General features: G+C 70.8%; 17 protein-coding genes. 14 read left to right on the forward strand and 3 right to left on the reverse strand.

All coding sequences use genetic code 11. The features are described 5' to 3' along the window. Nucleotides 1-52: 52 nt before the first annotated feature. Nucleotides 53-1,282: a DUF349 domain-containing protein gene (locus FGW31_RS28955; protein ID WP_142196499.1), complete on the reverse strand. Its 1,230-nt coding sequence runs from the start codon at nt 1,280-1,282 to the stop codon at nt 53-55. A gap of 138 nt (nt 1,283-1,420) precedes the next feature. Further along, nucleotides 1,421-2,242: a peptidylprolyl isomerase gene (locus FGW31_RS28960; protein WP_142196500.1), complete on the reverse strand. Its 822-nt coding sequence runs from the start codon at nt 2,240-2,242 to the stop codon at nt 1,421-1,423. Between the two features lie 183 nt (nt 2,243-2,425). On the opposite strand from FGW31_RS28960, the gene FGW31_RS28965 reads away from it, so the two are divergent. From FGW31_RS28965 to FGW31_RS29020, 11 genes are all read left to right on the forward strand, one after another. After that, nucleotides 2,426-3,130, forward strand: a complete 705-nt coding sequence (locus FGW31_RS28965) for an MBL fold metallo-hydrolase (RefSeq protein ID WP_142196501.1) — start codon at nt 2,426-2,428, stop codon at nt 3,128-3,130. A gap of 13 nt (nt 3,131-3,143) precedes the next feature. After that, the gene (gene hisS / locus FGW31_RS28970) at nt 3,144-4,406 is read left to right on the forward strand and encodes a histidine--tRNA ligase (RefSeq protein WP_142196502.1); all 1,263 of its coding nucleotides are present in this window, start codon (nt 3,144-3,146) and stop codon (nt 4,404-4,406) included. Between the two features lie 265 nt (nt 4,407-4,671). Then, on the forward strand, nt 4,672-5,340 hold the full coding sequence (locus FGW31_RS28975; RefSeq protein ID WP_142196503.1) for a vitamin K epoxide reductase family protein: 669 nt from the start codon (nt 4,672-4,674) through the stop codon (nt 5,338-5,340). Nucleotides 5,341-5,384: 44 nt separating this feature from the next. Continuing rightward, a complete protein-coding gene (locus tag FGW31_RS28980) occupies nt 5,385-6,740 on the forward strand; it encodes a replication-associated recombination protein A (RefSeq protein WP_142196504.1) in 1,356 nt (451 codons plus the stop codon). A 300-nt stretch (nt 6,741-7,040) separates the two neighbouring features. Next, on the forward strand, nt 7,041-7,655 hold the full coding sequence (rpsD, locus tag FGW31_RS28985; RefSeq protein ID WP_142196505.1) for a 30S ribosomal protein S4: 615 nt from the start codon (nt 7,041-7,043) through the stop codon (nt 7,653-7,655). Nucleotides 7,656-7,879: 224 nt separating this feature from the next. Next, entirely contained in the window at nt 7,880-8,323 is a 444-nt protein-coding gene (locus FGW31_RS28990; protein WP_142197273.1) for a DUF948 domain-containing protein, read from the forward strand. A gap of 7 nt (nt 8,324-8,330) precedes the next feature. Continuing rightward, a complete protein-coding gene (locus FGW31_RS28995) occupies nt 8,331-8,702 on the forward strand; it encodes a hypothetical protein (protein WP_142196506.1) in 372 nt (123 codons plus the stop codon). Continuing rightward, nucleotides 8,702-11,374, forward strand: coding sequence for an alanine--tRNA ligase (gene alaS, locus FGW31_RS29000; protein ID WP_142196507.1), 2,673 nt, complete (start codon nt 8,702-8,704; stop codon nt 11,372-11,374). The genes FGW31_RS28995 and alaS overlap by 1 nt, the downstream gene beginning before the upstream one ends. Before the next feature lie 35 nt (nt 11,375-11,409). After that, nucleotides 11,410-11,874, forward strand: a complete 465-nt coding sequence (gene ruvX, locus FGW31_RS29005) for a Holliday junction resolvase RuvX (protein ID WP_142197274.1) — start codon at nt 11,410-11,412, stop codon at nt 11,872-11,874. Nucleotides 11,875-11,999: 125 nt separating this feature from the next. Beyond that, nucleotides 12,000-13,646 carry an endolytic transglycosylase MltG gene (gene mltG, locus FGW31_RS29015; protein ID WP_142196508.1) on the forward strand — a complete coding sequence of 549 codons (1,647 nt, stop codon included), beginning with the start codon at nt 12,000-12,002 and terminating at the stop codon, nt 13,644-13,646. Continuing rightward, nucleotides 13,636-14,466: a shikimate dehydrogenase gene (locus FGW31_RS29020; protein WP_142196509.1), complete on the forward strand. Its 831-nt coding sequence runs from the start codon at nt 13,636-13,638 to the stop codon at nt 14,464-14,466. Before mltG ends, FGW31_RS29020 begins: the two co-directional genes overlap by 11 nt. 182 nt (nt 14,467-14,648) lie before the next feature. Here FGW31_RS29020 and FGW31_RS29025 read toward each other — a convergent pair whose 3' ends face one another. Further along, nucleotides 14,649-15,611 (reverse strand): IS481 family transposase, encoded by a 963-nt coding sequence (locus FGW31_RS29025; protein WP_142196510.1) that lies wholly within the window; start codon nt 15,609-15,611, stop codon nt 14,649-14,651. A gap of 350 nt (nt 15,612-15,961) precedes the next feature. On the opposite strand from FGW31_RS29025, the gene aroC reads away from it, so the two are divergent. Genes aroC through aroB form a run of 3 tightly spaced genes read left to right on the forward strand, consistent with a single transcriptional unit; the run spans nt 15,962 to nt 18,749 of the window. Further along, nucleotides 15,962-17,146, forward strand: coding sequence for a chorismate synthase (aroC, locus tag FGW31_RS29030; RefSeq protein WP_142196511.1), 1,185 nt, complete (start codon nt 15,962-15,964; stop codon nt 17,144-17,146). After that, nucleotides 17,143-17,658 carry a shikimate kinase gene (locus tag FGW31_RS29035; RefSeq protein WP_142196512.1) on the forward strand — a complete coding sequence of 172 codons (516 nt, stop codon included), beginning with the start codon at nt 17,143-17,145 and terminating at the stop codon, nt 17,656-17,658. Before aroC ends, FGW31_RS29035 begins: the two co-directional genes overlap by 4 nt. Then, nucleotides 17,655-18,749, forward strand: a complete 1,095-nt coding sequence (aroB, locus tag FGW31_RS29040) for a 3-dehydroquinate synthase (RefSeq protein WP_142196513.1) — start codon at nt 17,655-17,657, stop codon at nt 18,747-18,749. Before FGW31_RS29035 ends, aroB begins: the two co-directional genes overlap by 4 nt. The last annotated feature ends 73 nt before the right edge of the window (nt 18,750-18,822 follow it).

Genomic DNA, 18,822 nt, shown 5'->3' on the forward strand with positions numbered 1-18,822 from the left:
GAAGGGGCTCCCGTACGCGCGTACGGGAGCCCCTTCGCCGTCGGCCGTGCCGTCAGCCGCCGAACTCCTGCAGGCCCCTCAGCGCCTGGTCCAGCAGGGCCTGGCGGCCCTCCAGCTCCCGCTCCAGCTTCTCCGCCTTCGCGGTGTTGCCCTGCGCGCGAGCCTGCTCGATCTGGCCCTTCAGCTTGTCCACGGCGGCCTGGAGCTGGCCGGTCAGACCCTCGGCACGCGCGCGTGCCTCCGGGTTCGTCCGGCGCCACTCGGCCTCCTCGGCCTCCTGCAGGGCCCGCTCCACGGCGTGCATCCGGCCCTCGACCTTCGGGCGGGAGTCCCGCGGCACGTGGCCGATGGCTTCCCAGCGCTCGTTGATCGCCCGGAACGCCGCCCGCGCGGCCTTCAGATCCGTGATCGGCAGGAGCTTCTCGGCCTCCCCGGCCAGCTCCTCCTTGAGCTTGAGGTTCTCGGCCTGCTCCGCGTCACGCTCGGCGAAGACGGAGCTGCGGGCGGCGAAGAAGACGTCCTGGGCGCCGCGGAAGCGGTTCCACAGATCCTCCTCGTGCTCGCGCTGGGCGCGGCCCGCGGCCTTCCACTCCGACATCAGCTCCCGGTAGCGGGCCGCCGTCGGCCCCCAGTCCGTCGAGCCCGACAGCGACTCGGCCTCGGCGACCAGCCGCTCCTTGGTCCGGCGGGCCTCCTCGCGCTGCGCGTCCAGCTGCGCGAAGTGCTGCTTGCGCCGCTTGGAGAACGCCGAGCGCGCGTGCGAGAACCGGTGCCACAGCTCGTCGTCGGACTTGCGGTCCAGCCGCGGCAGACCCTTCCAGGTGTCCACCAGCGCCCGCAGCCGCTCACCGGCCGCCCGCCACTGGTCGGACTGCGCCAGCTGCTCCGCCTCGGCGACCAGCGCCTCCTTGGCCTGACGGGCCTCGTCGGACTGCTTGGCCCGCTGCGCCTTGCGCTCCTCGCGACGCGCCTCCACCAGCTCCACGAGCTTGTCCAGCCGGGCCCTGAGGGCGTCCAGGTCACCGACCGCGTGATGGGCGTCGACCTGCTCCCGCAGGTGCTCGATCGCGGTCAGTGCGTCCTTGGACGACAGGTCGGTGGTCCTGACTCGCTTCTCGAGGAGGCCGATCTCGACAACCAGGCCCTCGTACTTGCGCTCGAAGTAGGCCAGCGCCTCATCGGGAGAGCCGGCCTGCCAGGAACCGACGACCTTCTCGCCGTCGGCCGTACGCACGTACACGGTCCCCGTCTCGTCGACGCGGCCCCACGGGTCGCTGCTCACAGCGCCTCCTCCACATGATGCCGTCGAGGGGGCCTCGAAGCTCCCCCGGGCATCGTCCACAGTTTCGTCACGGCCAACATAGGCGACCGACGGGATGCCTGTCCGCATCCCGCGCGACCGAAATTTCGCAGTTGGGGCTCAGGATTGGGTGACGGTCGCCTTGTCGATCACGACCGTCGCGTTGGGCGCCCCGTCACCGGCTCCGGTGCTCTCGCCGGCGTCGGCGATCTTCTTCAGCACCTTCATGCCCGCCTCCGAGACGGTACCGAACGGTGTGTAGCTGGGCGGGAGCTGGCTGTCCTGGTAGACCAGGAAGAACTGGCTGCCGCCGCTGTCCTTCTGCCCGGTGTTGGCCATCGCGACCGTGCCCGCCGGATAGATGTTGTCCTTCAGGCTTTTGTCCTTCAGGTTCTCGTCCGGGATCGTGTAGCCGGGACCGCCGGTGCCGGTGCCCGTCGGGTCACCGCACTGCAGCACGTAGATGCCGTTCGTGGTGAGCCGGTGGCACTTGCTGTGGTCGAAGTAGCCCTTCTTCGCGAGGAAGTCGAAGGAGTTGACGGTGTGCGGCGCCGCCGACGCCTTCAGCGCCACGTCTATCGCGCCACAGGTCGTGTCGAGCTTCAGGGTGTACTTCGCCGACTTGTCGATGGACATCGCCGGCTCCTTCTTCCAGGTCTCCGACTTGACCTTGCCCTTCGCGGGCTTGTCGCACGGGTCCGGAGCCTTGCTCGTCGCCGACGCGCTCGGCGAGACCTCCGCGTTCGCGTTGGTCTTGTCGTCGTCCTGCTTGAGCGTCCCGGTCGTGTACAGCGCGAGGCTGCCCACGAGGACGACACCGAGCACGGACGCGATCACCGAGTTGCGGATCCGCGACTTGCGCCGCGCTTCGGTGCGCCGCTGCTGCTGCCGCAAGAACTTCTCCCGGGCGAGCTGACGCCGCCGCTGTTCCTGGCTGACCACCGGGTTCTCTCCTCATGCGTCTCGTGTGCCGGCCGGTACGCGTGCGTGCGTGCGGTGAGCCGACCGCCTGCGTGTGCCCCGTACCGTATATGGGTTCGCTGAGGAATCGGCAGCGCCGGTAGGCTCTGACCACGGGCGCAGCCCCGTCGCAAGCCTCCCGTATCGACACAACGAAGGACGATCGTGCTCATTGCCGGGTTCCCCGCCGGGGCCTGGGGGACGAACTGTTATCTCGTCGCCCCCGCCGCCGGTGAGGAGTGCGTGATCATCGACCCCGGCCACCAGGCCGCCCCCGGAGTCGAGGAGGCGGTCCGCAAGCACCGGCTCAAGCCCGTCGCCGTCGTCCTCACCCACGGACACATCGACCACGTCGCCTCGGTCGTCCCGGTCTGCGGGGCGCACGAGGTACCGGCCTGGATCCACCCCGAGGACCGGTACATGATGAGCGACCCCGAGAAGGCGATCGGCCGCACCATCGGCATGCCGCTCATGGGCGAGCTGACCGTCGGGGAGCCGGACGACGTCCGCGAACTGGCCGACGGCACCAAGCTGGAGCTGGCCGGCCTGGAACTGACGGTCGCGCACGCGCCGGGCCATACCAAGGGGTCGGTGACCTTCGGCCTGCCCGAGGCGGCGGACGTCCCGCCGGTCCTCTTCTCGGGCGACCTGCTGTTCGCCGGCTCCATCGGACGCACCGACTTCCCCGGTGGCTCCATGGACGACATGCTCGAGTCCCTGGCCCGCGTGGTCCTGCCGCTCGACGACGCAACCGTGGTGCTGCCCGGTCACAACGAGTACACGACCATCGGCCAGGAGCGCGCCACCAACCCGTATCTGCGGCAGGTGGCGGCCGGCCAGGGAGCCGACGCTCCCCGACGAGGAATGTGACGAGAGAACTCCCGTGAGCACCTTCAAGGCCCCCAAGGGCACGTACGACCTGATCCCGCCGGACAGCGCCAAGTACCTCGCCGTCCGCGAGGCCATCGCCGCCCCGCTGCGCGGCTCCGGCTACGGCTACATCGAGACCCCCGGCTTCGAGAACGTCGAGCTGTTCGCGCGCGGTGTCGGCGAGTCCACCGACATCGTCACCAAGGAGATGTACGCCTTCGAGACCAAGGGCGGCGACCGGCTTGCCCTGCGGCCCGAGGGCACCGCCTCCGTGCTGCGCGCGGCCCTGGAGGCCAACCTGCACAAGGCGGGCAACCTCCCCGTCAAGCTCTGGTACTCCGGCTCGTACTACCGCTACGAGCGCCCCCAGAAGGGCCGTTACCGCCACTTCTCCCAGGTCGGCGCCGAGGCGATCGGCGCCGAGGACCCGGCGCTCGACGCCGAACTGATCATCCTGGCCGACCAGGCGTACCGCTCGCTGGGCCTGAGCGACTTCCGCATCCTGCTCAACAGCCTCGGCGACAAGGAGTGCCGCCCGGTCTACCGGGCCGCGCTGCAGGACTTCCTGCGCGGCCTGGACCTGGACGAGGACACCCTGCGCCGCGCGGAGATCAACCCGCTGCGCGTGCTGGACGACAAGCGCGAGTCGGTGCAGAAGCAGCTGACCGGCGCCCCGCTGCTGCGCGACTACCTCTGCGACGCCTGCAAGGCGTACCACGAGGAGGTCCGCGAGCTGATCACGGCCGCGGGCGTGGCCTTCGAGGACGACGCCAAGCTGGTGCGCGGCCTGGACTACTACACGCGCACCACCTTCGAGTTCGTCCACGACGGCCTCGGCTCGCAGTCCGCGGTGGGCGGCGGCGGCCGCTACGACGGCCTGTCCGAGATGATCGGCGGCCCCGCGCTGCCGTCCGTCGGCTGGGCCCTCGGCGTGGACCGCACCGTGCTCGCCCTGGAGGCGGAGGGCGTCGAGCTCGAACTGCCCGCCACCACCAGCGTGTTCGCGGTCCCGCTCGGCGAGGAGGCCCGCCGGGTGCTGTTCGCCAAGGTCACCGAGCTGCGCAAGAACGGCGTCGCCGCGGACTTCGCCTACGGCGGCAAGGGCCTCAAGGGCGCCATGAAGAACGCCAACCGCAGCGGCGCCCGCTACACGATCGTGGCCGGCGAACGCGACCTCGCCGAGGGCGTCGTCCAGCTCAAGGACATGGAGTCCGGCGAGCAGACGGCGGTCGGCGTCAACGAGATCGTGGCGGAGCTGGAGTCGCGGCTCGGCTGATCCCGCCCCGCGTCACGGAAGGCGCCGGTGCCCTTCGCGGGCACCGGCGCCCTCGCCGTCAACGCGCACGCCCGTCGTCCCCCGGTCGGATGGTCCTCGGGCGGAGCGTCCGCGCGGCCGTCGCCCGCACAACGGCCGAAACCGCGCGCCCACGGGCCGCGGCCGGCCGTTCCGTCCGCCCGCACGACGGCGCATCCACAGCCTCGTACGGCACAATGGCCCTGCCCGAAGCAGGTCCACCCTCTCTCGTGACGGAATCGGCGTGATGAGCAAGACGACAGTCAGGGACGTCGACATGGAGTCCGAACCCTCGCCCTCGCCGCAGCGCTCCGGCGCCGCGCCGCGCACAGAGGGCGCGAGCCGCGCGTTCGCCCTGCTCATGGTGATCACCGGCGCCGCCGGTGTGCTCGCCGCCTGGGTGATCACGCTCGACAAGTTCAAGCTGCTCGAGGCCAAGGTCAAGGGCGAGACGTTCGTCCCGGGATGCAGCCTCAACCCCGTGGTCTCCTGCGGCAGCGTGATGGAGAGCGACCAGGCCGCCGTGTTCGGCTTCCCGAACCCCATGCTGGGCCTGGTCACCTACGGCATCGTCGTGTGCGTCGGCATGAGCCTGCTGGCCCGGGCCCGCTTCCCGCGCTGGTACTGGCTCACCTTCAACGCCGGCACGCTCTTCGGTGTCGCCTTCTGCACCTGGCTGATGTACCAGTCGCTGTACCGGATCAACGCCCTGTGCCTGTGGTGCTGCCTGGCCTGGGTCGCCACGATCGTCATGTTCTGGTACGTGACCTCGTTCAACGTCCGCCAGGGCTTTCTGCCCGCCCCGGGCTGGCTGAAGAGCTTCTTCGACGAGTTCACCTGGGTCCTGCCGGTCCTGCACACCGGCATCATCGGCATGCTGGTGCTGACCCGCTGGTGGGACTTCTGGACCGGCTGAACACCCCCGGCGGGACTGTCGGTGCGGTGCCTTAGGGTTTCAGCGTGGAGCCCGACCTGTTCACCGCCGCAGCAGAAGAACGCCAGGAGAAGGACCCGACCGGCAGCCCCCTGGCGGTCCGGATGCGCCCGCGCACCCTCGACGAGGTGGTGGGCCAGCAACACCTGCTGAAGCCCGGCTCCCCCCTGCGCAGACTGGTCGGGGAGGGAGCCGCCGGCCCCGCCGGGCCCTCCTCGGTCTTCCTGTGGGGGCCGCCCGGCACCGGGAAGACGACGCTGGCCTACGTCGTCTCCAAGGCCACCAACAAGCGCTTCGTGGAACTGTCCGCGATCACCGCCGGCGTCAAGGAGGTCCGCGCGGTCATCGACGGCGCCCGCCGCGCCTCCGGCGGCTACGGCCAGGAGACCGTCCTCTTCCTCGACGAGATCCACCGCTTCAGCAAGGCCCAGCAGGACTCCCTGCTCCCGGCCGTGGAGAACCGCTGGGTCACCCTGATCGCCGCGACCACCGAGAACCCCTACTTCTCGGTCATCTCGCCACTGCTCTCCCGCTCCCTGCTCCTCACCCTCGAACCGCTCACCGACGACGACATCAGGAACCTGCTCAGGCGCGCCCTCACCGACGACCGCGGCCTGAAGAGCGCCGTCACCCTCCCCGAGGACACCGAGGACCACCTCCTGCGCATCGCCGGCGGCGACGCCCGCCGCGCACTGACCGCGCTGGAGGCCGCCGCCGGAGCCGCCCTCGACAAGGGCGAGACGGAGATCGCCCTGGCCACGCTGGAGGAGACGGTCGACCGGGCGGCCGTGAAGTACGACCGCGACGGCGACCAGCACTACGACGTCGCCAGCGCCCTGATCAAGTCCATCCGCGGCTCCGACGTCGACGCCGCCCTGCACTACCTGGCCCGCATGATCGAGGCCGGTGAGGACCCCCGCTTCATCGCCCGCCGCCTGATGATCTCGGCCAGCGAGGACATCGGCCTCGCCGATCCGAACGCGCTGCCCATCGCGGTCGCCGCCGCGCAGGCCGTCGCCATGATCGGCTTCCCGGAGGCCGCCCTCACCCTCAGCCACGCCACCATCGCCCTCGCCCTCGCCCCCAAGTCCAACGCGGCCACCACCGCGATCGGCGCCGCCCTGGACGACGTGCGCAAGGGGCTGGCCGGACCGGTGCCGTCCCATCTGCGGGACAGCCACTACAAGGGCGCGACCAAGCTCGGCCACGGCAAGGGCTACGTGTACCCGCACGACCTGCCCGAGGGCATCGCCGAACAGCAGTACGCGCCGGACGCCCTGAAGGACCGCACGTACTACGAGCCCACCCGGCACGGCGCGGAGGCGCGGTACGCGGACGCGGTGGAGTGGACCAGGAAACACCTCGGTCGGAAGCGGCCCTGACCGCCCTGTACACTTTCCGCAGTGCTGCGTCCCGTGTCCGGCTCCGGTCGGCGCCTCAGGCGGGACATCCAGCCGGATCCTTCGATCCAGGAGCGTCGCGCACCGTCGTAGGTGTCGCGGGCAGCCCACCACCACCCGTGAGTTCCGGGACCGGTCGGTGGGCCGTTCGTGTGCTGCACGTATGTGCCCAGACCAGGGAGCGGCTGCCCGGCAAGTCCCGCGCGGACCTGTCGGGAATTCCCCGGCTGCGGATGCGACCTCCCGTAACCCTGAGGCAGCCGAAAAGGAAAAGGAAGAAAAGTGGCGAACCAGTCCCGCCCCAAGGTCAAGAAGTCGCGTGCCCTCGGCATCGCGCTGACCCCGAAGGCCGTCAAGTACTTCGAGGCCCGCCCCTACCCGCCGGGTGAGCACGGCCGCGGCCGCAAGCAGAACTCGGACTACAAGGTCCGTCTGCTCGAGAAGCAGCGTCTGCGCGCGCAGTACGACGTGTCCGAGCGTCAGCTCGTCCGTGCCTACGAGCGTGCTTCCAAGGTCCAGGGCAAGACCGGCGAGGCCCTGATCATCGAGCTGGAGCGTCGTCTCGACGCGCTGGTGCTGCGTTCGGGCATCGCCCGCACGATCTACCAGGCCCGCCAGATGGTCACGCACGGCCACATCCAGGTCAACGGCAAGAAGGTCGACAAGCCCTCCTTCCGTGTCCGCCCGGACGACGTCGTGCAGGTCCGCGACCGCAGCAAGGAGAAGACCCTCTTCACGATCGCCCGTGAGGGCGGCTTCGCTCCCGACGGTGAGACCCCGCGCTACCTCCAGGTGAACCTCAAGGCCCTGGCGTTCCGCCTGGACCGCGAGCCGAACCGCAAGGAGATCCCGGTGATCTGCGACGAGCAGCTCGTCGTCGAGTACTACGCCCGCTGATCCCAGCAGGCGCGCGGTCTCCCGGCCCGCCGTCTCCCCGTCCGTGAGGGCGGGCGAGGCGGCGGGTTCTTCTTCTCCCGGGCCCGCACCGCCCCGCCCGCGCCCGTGGCGATTCGGGCGGGGGCGGACGGTAATCCGGTACGGAGTGCCCTCACCGGCGCGATAGGCTCGGTCACACGACTTTCTCGATGTTCAGGCGCGTTTCAAGGGAGCGGGTGCACACAGTGTCCGGTGGCGAGGTGGCCGGAATCCTGGTGGCCGTCTTCTGGGCGATCCTGGTCTCCTTCCTCGCCGTGGCACTGGCGAGGCTGGCCCAGACGCTCCGGGCGACCACCAAGCTGGTGGCGGACGTGACCGACCAGGCCGTCCCGCTGCTGGCCGACGCCTCCGCGGCGGTGCGCTCCGCGCAGACCCAGATCGAACGGGTCGACGCGATCGCCTCCGACGTCCAGGAGGTGACGTCCAACGCCTCCGCGCTGTCGACCACCGTGGCCTCGACCTTCGGCGGCCCGCTCGTCAAGGTCGCCGCCTTCGGTTACGGCGTGCGCCGGGCCGTCAGCGGCCGCAAGGAGGACACTCCGCCGAAGGCGCCGAGGCGTACCGTGATCGTGGGCCGCACCGTCCCGGGCACTCGGAGGGAAAAGCGCACCCGGGGAAAGAGGGACTGACCCAGCGATGTTCCGCCGAACGTTCTGGTTCACCACCGGCGTGGCCGCCGGTGTGTGGGCCACCACCAAGGTCAACCGTAAGCTCAAGCAACTGACGCCCGAGCACCTCGCCGTGACCGCGGCGAACAAGGCGATCGAGGCCGGTGGCCGCCTGAAGGACCGCGCGGTCGACTTCGCGCTCGAGGTCCGCGACAACATGGCCCAGCGGGAGGCCGAACTCGGCGACGCGCTCGGGCTCAACGCCCCCGTCGACCGCGAACTCCCCCCGCCCCGGCACTACGCCGTCATCGAGAACCGCAACAGCCCCAAGTACGTCGAGGGCCCGGTGCGGAAGTCGACGTACCCCACGTACCCGTACAACCGGAATGAGGACCACTGATGGAGTCGGCCGAGATCCGCCGCCGCTGGCTGAGCTTCTTCGAGGAGCGCGGGCACACCGTCGTCCCTTCGGCGTCGCTGATCGCGGACGACCCGACTCTGCTGCTCGTCCCGGCCGGCATGGTGCCCTTCAAGCCCTACTTCCTGGGCGAGGTCAAGCCGCCCTTCGACCGCGCCACCAGCGTGCAGAAGTGCGTCCGCACGCCGGACATCGAAGAGGTCGGCAAGACCACCCGGCACGGCACGTTCTTCCAGATGTGCGGCAACTTCTCCTTCGGCGACTACTTCAAGGAAGGCGCCATCAAGCTGGCCTGGGAGCTGCTGACCAGCCCTCAGGACAAGGGCGGTTACGGCCTCGACCCCGAGCGCCTGTGGATCACCGTCTACAAGGACGACGACGAGGCCGAGCGGATCTGGCACGAGGTCGTCGGTGTGCCCAAGGAGCGCATCCAGCGCCTGGGCATGAAGGACAACTACTGGTCCATGGGCGTGCCCGGCCCCTGCGGCCCCTGCTCCGAGATCAACTACGACCGCGGCCCCGAGTTCGGCGTCGAGGGCGGCCCCGCCGTCAACGACGAGCGGTACGTGGAGATCTGGAACCTCGTCTTCATGCAGTACGAGCGCGGCGAGGGCATCGGCAAGGACAACTTCGAGATCCTCGGCGAGCTGCCGAGCAAGAACATCGACACCGGCCTCGGCCTCGAGCGTCTCGCCATGATCCTGCAGGGCGTGCAGAACCTGTACGAGATCGACACCTCCATGGCCGTGATCAACAAGGTCACGGAGCTGACCGGCGTCCGCTACGGCGACGCCCCGGCCTCGGACGTCTCCCTGCGCGTGGTCACCGACCACATGCGCACCGCCACCATGCTCATCGGTGACGGCGTGACCCCGGGCAACGAGGGCCGCGGGTACGTGCTGCGCCGCATCATGCGCCGCGCCATCCGCAACATGCGGCTGCTCGGCGCCACCGGTCCGGTCGTCAAGGACCTCGTCGACGTCGTGATCGGCATGATGGGCCAGCAGTACCCGGAGCTGATCACCGACCGCGAGCGGATCGAGAAGGTGGCCGTCGCCGAGGAGAACGCCTTCCTGAAGACGCTGAAGGCCGGCACCAACATCCTCGACACCGCCGTCAGCGACACCAAGGCCGCCGGCTCCTCCGTGCTGCCCGGCGACAAGGCCTTCCTGCTCCACGACACCTGGGGCTTCCCGATCGACCTCACCCTCGAGATGGCCGCCGAGCAGGGCCTGACCGTGGACGAGGAGGGCTTCCGCCGCCTGATGAAGGAGCAGCGGGAGCGCGCCAAGGCCGACGCCCAGGCCAAGAAGACCGGCCACGCCGACCTCGGCGCCTACCGCGAGATCGCCGACCGGGCCGGTGCCACCGACTTCATCGGCTACACCGACACCGAGGGCGAGTCCACCGTCGTCGGCATCCTCGTCGACGGCGTCTCCTCGCCGGCCGCCACCGAGGGCGACGAGGTCGAGATCGTCCTCGACCGCACCCCGTTCTACGCCGAGGGCGGCGGCCAGATCGGCGACACCGGCCGCATCAAGGCCGACTCCGGCGCCGTCATCGAGGTCCGCGACTGCCAGAAGCCGGTCCCCGGCGTCTACGTCCACAAGGGCGTCGTGCAGGTCGGTGAGGTCACCGTCGGCGCCAAGGCCCACGCCTCCATCGACGCCCGCCGCCGCAAGGCCATCGCCCGCGCCCACTCGGCCACGCACCTGACCCACCAGGCGCTGCGCGATGCCCTCGGCCCGACGGCCGCCCAGGCCGGCTCGGAGAACCAGCCCGGCCGCTTCCGCTTCGACTTCGGCTCCCCGTCCGCCGTGCCGCAGACGGTCATGCTCGACGTCGAGCAGAAGATCAACGAGGTGCTCGCCCGCGACCTCGACGTGCGCGCCGACGTCATGGGCATCGACGAGGCCAGGAAGCAGGGCGCCATCGCCGAGTTCGGCGAGAAGTACGGCGAGCGCGTCCGCGTCGTGACCATCGGCGACTTCTCCAAGGAGCTGTGCGGCGGCACCCACGTGCACAACACCGCCCAGCTCGGCCTGGTGAAGCTGCTCGGCGAGTCCTCCATCGGCTCCGGCGTGCGCCGTATCGAGGCCCTGGTCGGCGTCGACGCCTACTCCTTCCTCGCCCGCGAGCACACGGTGGTCAACCAGCTCACCGAGCTGCTCAAGGGCCGCTCCGAGGAGCTGCCGGAGAAGGTCTCCGCGATGCTCGCCAAGCTGAAGGACGCCGAGAAGGAGATCGAGAAGTTCCGCGCCGAGAAGGTGCTGCAGGCCGCCGCCGGTCTCGCCGAGTCCGCCAAGGACGTCCACGGCGTCGCCCTGGTCACCGGTCAGGTCCCCGACGGCACGGGCGCCGACGACCTGCGCAAGCTGGTCCTCGACGTGCGCGGCCGCATCCAGGGCGGCCGGGCCGCCGTCGTCGCCCTGTTCACCGTGAACAACGGCAAGCCGCTGACGGTCATTGCCACCAACGAGGCCGCCCGCGAGCGCGGCCTCAAGGCCGGCGACCTGGTCCGCACGGCCGCCAAGACGCTCGGCGGCGGCGGTGGCGGCAAGCCGGACGTCGCCCAGGGCGGCGGCCAGAACCCGGCCGCCGTCGGCGAGGCCGTCGACGCCGTCGAGCGGCTCGTGGCGGACACGGCCAAGTGAACGCGCGCGAGGACGGTGCCGTGGACGGGCCGGTGCTGCGCCGCGGCCGCCGTCTCGCGATCGACGTCGGGGACGCCCGGATCGGGGTCGCCTCGTGCGACCCCGACGGGATCCTCGCCACGCCGGTCGAGACCGTCCCCGGCCGGGACGTCCCAGCGGCCCACCGCAGGTTGCGGCAACTCGTCGAGGAGTACGAGCCGATCGAGGTCGTCGTCGGTCTCCCTCGCTCCCTCAAGGGGGGCGAGGGCCCGGCCGCGGTGAAGGTCCGCGGTTTCGCCGGGGAGCTGGCCCGCGTGATCGCGCCGGTTCCGGTGAGGCTCGTCGACGAGCGCATGACGACGGTGACGGCGAGCCAGGGGCTGCGGGCCTCGGGCGTGAAGTCCAAGAAGGGACGCTCCGTCATCGACCAGGCGGCCGCTGTGATCATCCTCCAGCAGGCACTGGAATCCGAACGGGTGTCAGGCGAGCCACCCGGCGAGGGCGTCGAAGTGGTCATCTGATCGCGATACGGTAACGTTCCGCGCGATGCGATGGTGTTCGAACAGCCACCGCACAGCAAGAGGCGGAACGGCAGCCGGGATTCCAGGTGGCCGGGCGACCGTCGCCTCGCGGCTCTAGGGGATCGATGACTGAGTATGGCCGGGGCCAAGGCTCCGATCCGTGGCATCCGGACGACCCGTTGTACGGGGACGGCGGATGGAGAGGGCAGCAGACCCACCCGGGTCCGCAGGCCCCCTACGACGGCCAGCAGCAGTCCCATCCGCAGCAGCAGTACGCGGACTGGGGCACCGGTGAGCAGCACGCGTACGACGGTCAGCAGTACCCGCAGTACGACCAGCAGTACGCGCCCCAGCAGTCGCACCAGCAGCCCCAGAACCCCCAGCCGCAGTACGACCAGAACGGCTGGCCCACCGGCACGCACCCGCAGGACCCGTACGCCGCCGTCCCGGCGGACCCGTACGGGCAGCAGACCGGGACCTACGGCGGGCAGCAGGCCGACTACTACGACGGCCCCGACGCCTACCCGCCGCCCGAGCCGCCGGGCCGCCGCGCCGAACCCGCCCCCGAGCCGGAGACCGACTGGGACCCGGGCCCCGACCAGGGCGAACACGCCTTCTTCGCGGGTGGCGACGACGGCGACGACGACGCGGGCGACCGCCGAGGGCGCGGCGAGCGCCGGGGCCGCGGCGGCAAGGAGAAGAAGGGGCGCAGCGGCGCCGCCTGTCTCGTGGTGGTTCTGGTGCTCGGTGGCGGTCTCGCCGGAATCGGGTACTTCGGGTACCAGTTCTACCAGGATCGTTTCGGCAGTGCCCCGGACTTCGCGGGCGACGGCAACGGCCAGCAGGTCTCCGTCGAGATCCCCAAGGGCGCGCTCGGCTACAAGATCGGCCAGGTGCTCAAGGACGCGGGCGTGGTGAAGAGCGTCGACGCCTTCGTCGCCGCCCAGCAGAGCAACCCGCAGGGCAAGACCATCCAGGACGGCGTGTACACGCTGGAGAAGCAGATGTCGGCCGCGAGCGCGGTCGACCTGATGCTCAGCCCGAAGAGCCGCAACAACCTCATCATCGCCGAGGGCAAGCGCAACGCCGCCGTCTACGAGCTCATCGACGCACGGCTCGAGGTGGAGAAGGGCACCACGGCCGAGGTCGCCAAGGAGGACTGGGAGAAGCTCGGACTGCCCGAGTGGGCCCAGAACCACCAGAACGTCAAGGACCCGCTGGAAGGCTTCCTCTTCCCCTCCAGCTACGGCGTCTCCAAGGGCCAGAAGCCCGAGGACGTGCTCAGGCGCATGGTGGCGCAGGCCACCGAGAGGTACGAGAAGCTCGGCGTCGAGCAGAAGGCGAAGAGCCTCGGTCTGGAGAGCCCCTGGCAGCTCGTCACGGTCGCCAGCCTCGTCCAGGCCGAGGGCAAGACGCACGACGACTTCCGCAGGATGGCCGAGGTCGTCTACAACCGTCTCAAGCCCACCAACACCGAGACCAATCAGCTGCTCCAGTTCGACTCGACCTTCAACTACCTGAAGGGCGAGAGCAACATCCACATCAGCGAGTCCGAGATCAACAGCAATCAGGACCCGTACAACACCTACACCAACAAGGGGCTGCCGCCCGGACCCATCGGGAACCCGGGGCAGGAGGCACTCGAGGCGGCGGTGAACCCCACGGACGAGGGCTGGATCTACTTCGTGGCCACCGACGGCGTGGACAAGACGGAATTCGCCAAGACACACGACGAGTTCCTCAAGCTGAAGGACAAGTTCAATGGCAGTTAGGGCCCGGCGGGCGGCCGTGCTCGGCTCACCGATCGCCCACTCCCTCTCCCCGGTGCTGCACCGCACCGCCTACGCGGAGCTGGGCCTCGACGGCTGGACCTACGACCGTTTCGAGGTCGACGAGAAGGCGCTGCCCGGCTTCTTCGAGACGCTGGGCCCGCAGTGGGCGGGACTGTCGCTGACCATGCCGCTCAAGCGGGCCGTCATCCCGCTGCTCGACGGGATCAGCGAGACGGCGGCCTCCGTCGACGCGGTCAACACCGTCGTCGTCACCGAGGACGGCCGCCGCACCGGCGACAACACCGACATCCCCGGCATGGTCGCCGCGCTGCGCGAGCACGGCATCGAGAAGGTGGAGTCCGCCGCCGTCCTCGGCGCGGGCGCCACCGCCTCGTCCGCGCTCGCCGCGCTGGCCCGGATCTGCACCGGCGAGGTCACCGTGCACGTCCGCAGCGAGGCGCGCGCCGCTCAGATGCGGCAGTGGGCGGAGCGGCTCGACGTCACCGTGCGGATCGCCGACTGGGACGACGCCGAGCAGGCCCTGCACGCCCCGCTGGTCGTCAGCACCACCCCGGCCGGCGTCACCGACGTGCTCGCCAAGGCCGTACCGGAACGCCCGACGACCCTGTTCGACGTGCTCTACGACCCGTGGCCGACCGTCCTCGCCGCGCGCTGGTCCGCGTACGGCGGGGCCGTGGTCAGCGGGCTCGACCTGCTGGTGCACCAGGCGGCGCTCCAGGTGGAGCAGATGACGGGGTGCTCGCCGGCGCCGCTGGACGCCATGCGAAAAGCGGGCGAGCGGGCCCTCGCGGCCCGTTAGGGTCTGTCGTTTGGATCAGGTCGGTTTCGCGGGGCGTGGCACGCACATCTGCTGCGTTGTCGTCGGTTGTCGACGCTCCGCGTCGCCGCCCTCCTCCGCCTTGCAGTTGCACGCACCACGCCCCGCTCGGGTGGGCTGAGAAGCGCTGCGTCTCCCAGCCGACCTGATCCAAACGACAGACCCTAGGTGTGCTGTCCGGACAGGTTGGTGACGCGGCTGGCGGGTGTCTGGCCGTCGATGCCGGTGTGGGGTCGGTGGTAGTTGTACCAGTCCAGCCAGTCGGGAAACGTGGCCTGGCGTTCGCGGTCTGAGGTGTAGGGCCGCTGGTAGGCCCACTCCTCGAGCAGGGTGCGGTGGAAGCGTTCGACTTTGCCGTTGGTCTGCGGCCGCCAGGGCCTCGTCCAGCGGGGGCTGATGCCCAGCTCGTGGCAGGTCTGGCGCCAGGTGTTCTTGGTGTAGGCCCAGGCGTTGTCGGTCAGGACCCGCTCAATGGTGATGCCGCGTGCGGCGAACCAGGCGGTTGCTCGTCGTAGGAAGGCTGCGCAGGTGGAGGCCTTCTCGTCGGGGAGGTCCTCGGTGTAGGCGAGGCGGGTGTGGTCGTCCAGGGCGGTGTGCAGGTAGGCGTATCCGGTGCCGGTGCGGCGGTTCTGGTTGGCCCGGCCGGCTGCGCGGCCGAGGGCCTTGTGGCCGCCGCCGTCGGGGATGCGGCCGAGCTTCTTGACGTCGATGTGGACCAGTTCGCCGGGCCGGGTGCGTTCGTAGCGGCGTACGGGTTCGCCGGTGGCGCGGTCGGTGGCGGCCAGTTGCGGCAGGCCGTGGCGGACGAGGATGCGGTGGGCGGTGGAGGCGGCGATACCGGCACGGGCGGCCAGACGCAGCGGACCGATGCGGTGCTCGCGCCGCAGCCGCAGGACTTGCTGTTCGACCCGGGCGGGCGTCTGGCGTGGGCTGTGGTGCGGGCGGCTGGAGCGGTCGTGCATGCCGGCCGCGCCCAGCTGCCGGTAGCGGCTCGCCCAGCGTGCGGCGGTGGTGTGGCTGACCTGGAAGCGTTCCGCGGCCCGCCGCAGCGGCCACCCGTCGTCCACGACACACCGGGCCAGACGCAGCCTCCCGGTCGGCGTCAGCGGGGCATTACGGTGGGACACGAGGGCCTCCTGAGCTTCGGCGGTAGATGTCGCAATCCACACCGAACCCAGAAGGCCCTCACCTGTTCAAGCACCCAGCACGCGTGTCACCAACGTCCCGGGACAGCACACCTAGGGCCCGTCGTCCGGAGCCGCCCGGCCGTGAGGTGCGGTGCCTTGCGGCCCGGTCCCACCGCCGCCCGGCCGGTGGTCCGGGGCGTCCGCCAGATGGACCGGCGGCCGGGCCCCCGGCCCGGACGTGGGAGGATCGGAGGTGGCGGACCGGGGCCGCGCACCCCGTCCCGCCGCAGCCGTACGCGAGGACACGTGTGCGCAGGGCAGTACCGGGGCGCGAGCATTGAGGAGCACCGTTGAGCAGGTTGCGCTGGCTGACCGCGGGGGAGTCCCACGGACCCGCACTCGTCGCGACGCTGGAGGGACTTCCCGCCGGCGTGCCGATCACCACCGACATGGTGGCGGACCACCTCGCGAGGCGGCGGCTGGGCTACGGTCGCGGCGCGCGGATGAAGTTCGAGCGGGACGAGGTCACCTTCCTCGGCGGTGTCCGGCACGGCCTGACCCTCGGCTCCCCGGTCGCCGTCATGGTGGGCAACACCGAGTGGCCGAAGTGGGAGCAGGTCATGGCGGCCGACCCGGTCGACCCGGAGGTCCTGGCCGGTCTGGCCCGCAACGCCCCGCTGACCCGCCCCCGCCCCGGCCACGCCGACCTGGCCGGCATGCAGAAGTACGGCTTCGACGAGGCCCGGCCCATCCTGGAGCGGGCCTCCGCGCGGGAGACCGCGGCCCGTGTGGCGCTGGGCGCGGTGGCACGGTCGTACCTCAAGGAGACGGCCGGCATCGAGATCGTCAGCCATGTCGTCGAGCTGGCCGCGGCCAAGGCGCCGTACGGCGTGTACCCGACGCCGGCCGACGTGGAGCGGCTGGACGCCGACCCGGTGCGCTGCCTGGACGCGGACGCCTCGAAGGCGATGGTCGCGGAGATCGACCAGGCCCACAAGGACGGTGACACCCTCGGCGGTGTGGTCGAGGTGCTGGCGTACGGCGTGCCGGTGGGGCTGGGCTCGCACGTGCACTGGGACCGGCGGCTCGACGCCCGGCTGGCCGGTGCGCTCATGGGCATCCAGGCGATCAAGGGCGTGGAGGTCGGCGACGGGTTCGACCTGGCGCGGGTGCCGGGTTCCAAGGCGCACGACGAGATCCTCGTCACCGACGACGGCATCCGGCGGGCCTCCGGGCGTTCCGGTGGTACCGAGGGCGGACTGACCACCGGTGAGCTGCTGCGGGTCCGGGCGGCGATGAAGCCCATCGCCACCGTGCCGCGGGCGCTGAGGACGGTGGACGTCGTCACCGGTGAGGAGGCCGCCGCCCACCACCAGCGGTCCGACGTGTGCGCCGTGCCGGCCGCCGGCATCGTCGCGGAGGCGATGGTCGCTCTCGTGCTCGCGGACGCGGTCGCGGAGAAGTTCGGCGGTGACAGCGTCACCGAGACCCGCCGCAACGTCACCTCGTACCTCGACCACCTGGCCATCCGATGAGCTCACCGGTGATCGTGCTCGTCGGCCCGATGGGCGTGGGCAAGTCCACCGTCGGGCAACTGCTCGCCGACCGGCTCGGCGTCGGCTACCGCGACACCGACGACGACATCGTCGCCGGTGAGGGCCGCAGCATCGCCGACATCTTCGTCGACGACGGCGAACCCGCCTTCCGCGCGATCGAGAAGCGGGCGGTGCACACCGCGCTCGGCGAGCACGACGGCGTCCTCGCCCTCGGCGGCGGCGCGGTCCTCGACGCCGACACGCGCGCGCTGCTCGCCGGACAGCGGGTCGTCTACCTGTCCATGGACGTCGAGGAGGCGGTCAGGCGCACCGGGCTCAACACCGCCCGGCCGCTGCTCGCGGTCAACCCGCGCAAGCAGTGGCGCGAGCTGATGGAGGCCCGCCGGCACCTGTACGAGGAGGTCGCCACGGCCGTCGTGCCCACGGACGGCCGCACACCCGAAGAGGTCACCGAAGCCGCCCTGGACGCACTGGAGTTGAAGGAAGCATGAGCAGCGAGGCAGTGACAAGGATCCACATCGGCGGCACCGCGGGCACCGACCCGTACGACGTCCTGGTGGGCCGTCAGCTCCTCGGCGAACTCGCCGGACTGATCGGCAACCGGGCCAGGCGGGTCGCCGTCGTGCATCCGGAGTCGCTGGCCGAGACCGGTGACGCGCTCCGCGCCGACCTGGCCGAGCAGGGCTACGAGGCGATCGCCGTCCAGGTGCCCAACGCCGAGGAGGCCAAGACCGCCGAGGTCGCCGCCTACTGCTGGAAGGCGCTCGGCCAGTCCGGCTTCACCCGCACCGACGTCATCGTCGGCGTCGGCGGCGGAGCCACCACCGACCTGGCCGGGTTCGTCGCCGCCACCTGGCTGCGCGGCGTGCGCTGGATCGCCGTCCCGACCACCGTGCTCGCCATGGTGGACGCCGCCGTCGGCGGCAAGACCGGCATCAACACCGCCGAGGGCAAGAACCTGGTGGGCGCCTTCCACCCGCCCGCCGGCGTGCTGTGCGACCTCGCCGCGCTGGACTCCCTGCCCGTGAACGACTACGTGTCGGGGCTCGCCGAGGTCATCAAGGCCGGCTTCATCGCCGACCCGGTGATCCTGGACCTGATCGAGTCCGACCCGCAGGCCGCCCGCACCCCGGCCGGACCGCACACCGCGGAGCTGATCGAGCGTTCCATCCGGGTCAAGGCCGACGTCGTGTCGTCCGACCTGAAGGAGTCGGGCCTGCGGGAGATCCTCAACTACGGCCACACCCTCGGCCACGCCATCGAGAAGAACGAGCGCTACAAGTGGCGCCACGGCGCTGCGGTGTCGGTGGGCATGCACTTCGCCGCCGAACTGGGCCGCCTGGCGGGCCGCCTCGACGACGCCACCGCCGACCGCCACCGCACGATCCTCGAATCGGTCGGACTGCCCCTGCACTACCGCTACGACCAGTGGCCCAAGCTGCTGGAGGCCATGAAGGTCGACAAGAAGTCGCGCGGCGACCTGCTGCGCTTCATCGTCCTCGACGGCCTCGCCAAGCCCACCGTGCTGGAAGGACCCGACCCGGCCGTGCTGCTCGCCGCGTACGGTGAAGTCGCGCAGTAGGACGGGCACTTCGGGCCGCCCCCGGCCGTTGACCGAACGACGGCCGGGGACGGTACCGTCCGGACGGCGGGCG

It is taken from the genome of Streptomyces calvus, from assembly GCF_006782915.1.
Classification (GTDB): domain Bacteria; phylum Actinomycetota; class Actinomycetes; order Streptomycetales; family Streptomycetaceae; genus Streptomyces; species Streptomyces calvus.

What these genes read in the sequence shown, in the direction of transcription:
- FGW31_RS29035 (WP_142196512.1), top strand. Translation starts at nt 17,143, where the DNA reads ATGAGCTCACCGGTGATCGTGCTCGTCGGCCCGATGGGCGTGGGCAAG.
- FGW31_RS28975 (WP_142196503.1), top strand. Translation starts at nt 4,672, where the DNA reads ATGAGCAAGACGACAGTCAGGGACGTCGACATGGAGTCCGAACCCTCG.
- aroB (WP_142196513.1), top strand. Translation starts at nt 17,655, where the DNA reads ATGAGCAGCGAGGCAGTGACAAGGATCCACATCGGCGGCACCGCGGGC.
- FGW31_RS29020 (WP_142196509.1), top strand. Translation starts at nt 13,636, where the DNA reads ATGGCAGTTAGGGCCCGGCGGGCGGCCGTGCTCGGCTCACCGATCGCC.
- FGW31_RS28995 (WP_142196506.1), top strand. Translation starts at nt 8,331, where the DNA reads ATGTTCCGCCGAACGTTCTGGTTCACCACCGGCGTGGCCGCCGGTGTG.
- mltG (WP_142196508.1), top strand. Translation starts at nt 12,000, where the DNA reads ATGACTGAGTATGGCCGGGGCCAAGGCTCCGATCCGTGGCATCCGGAC.
- alaS (WP_142196507.1), top strand. Translation starts at nt 8,702, where the DNA reads ATGGAGTCGGCCGAGATCCGCCGCCGCTGGCTGAGCTTCTTCGAGGAG.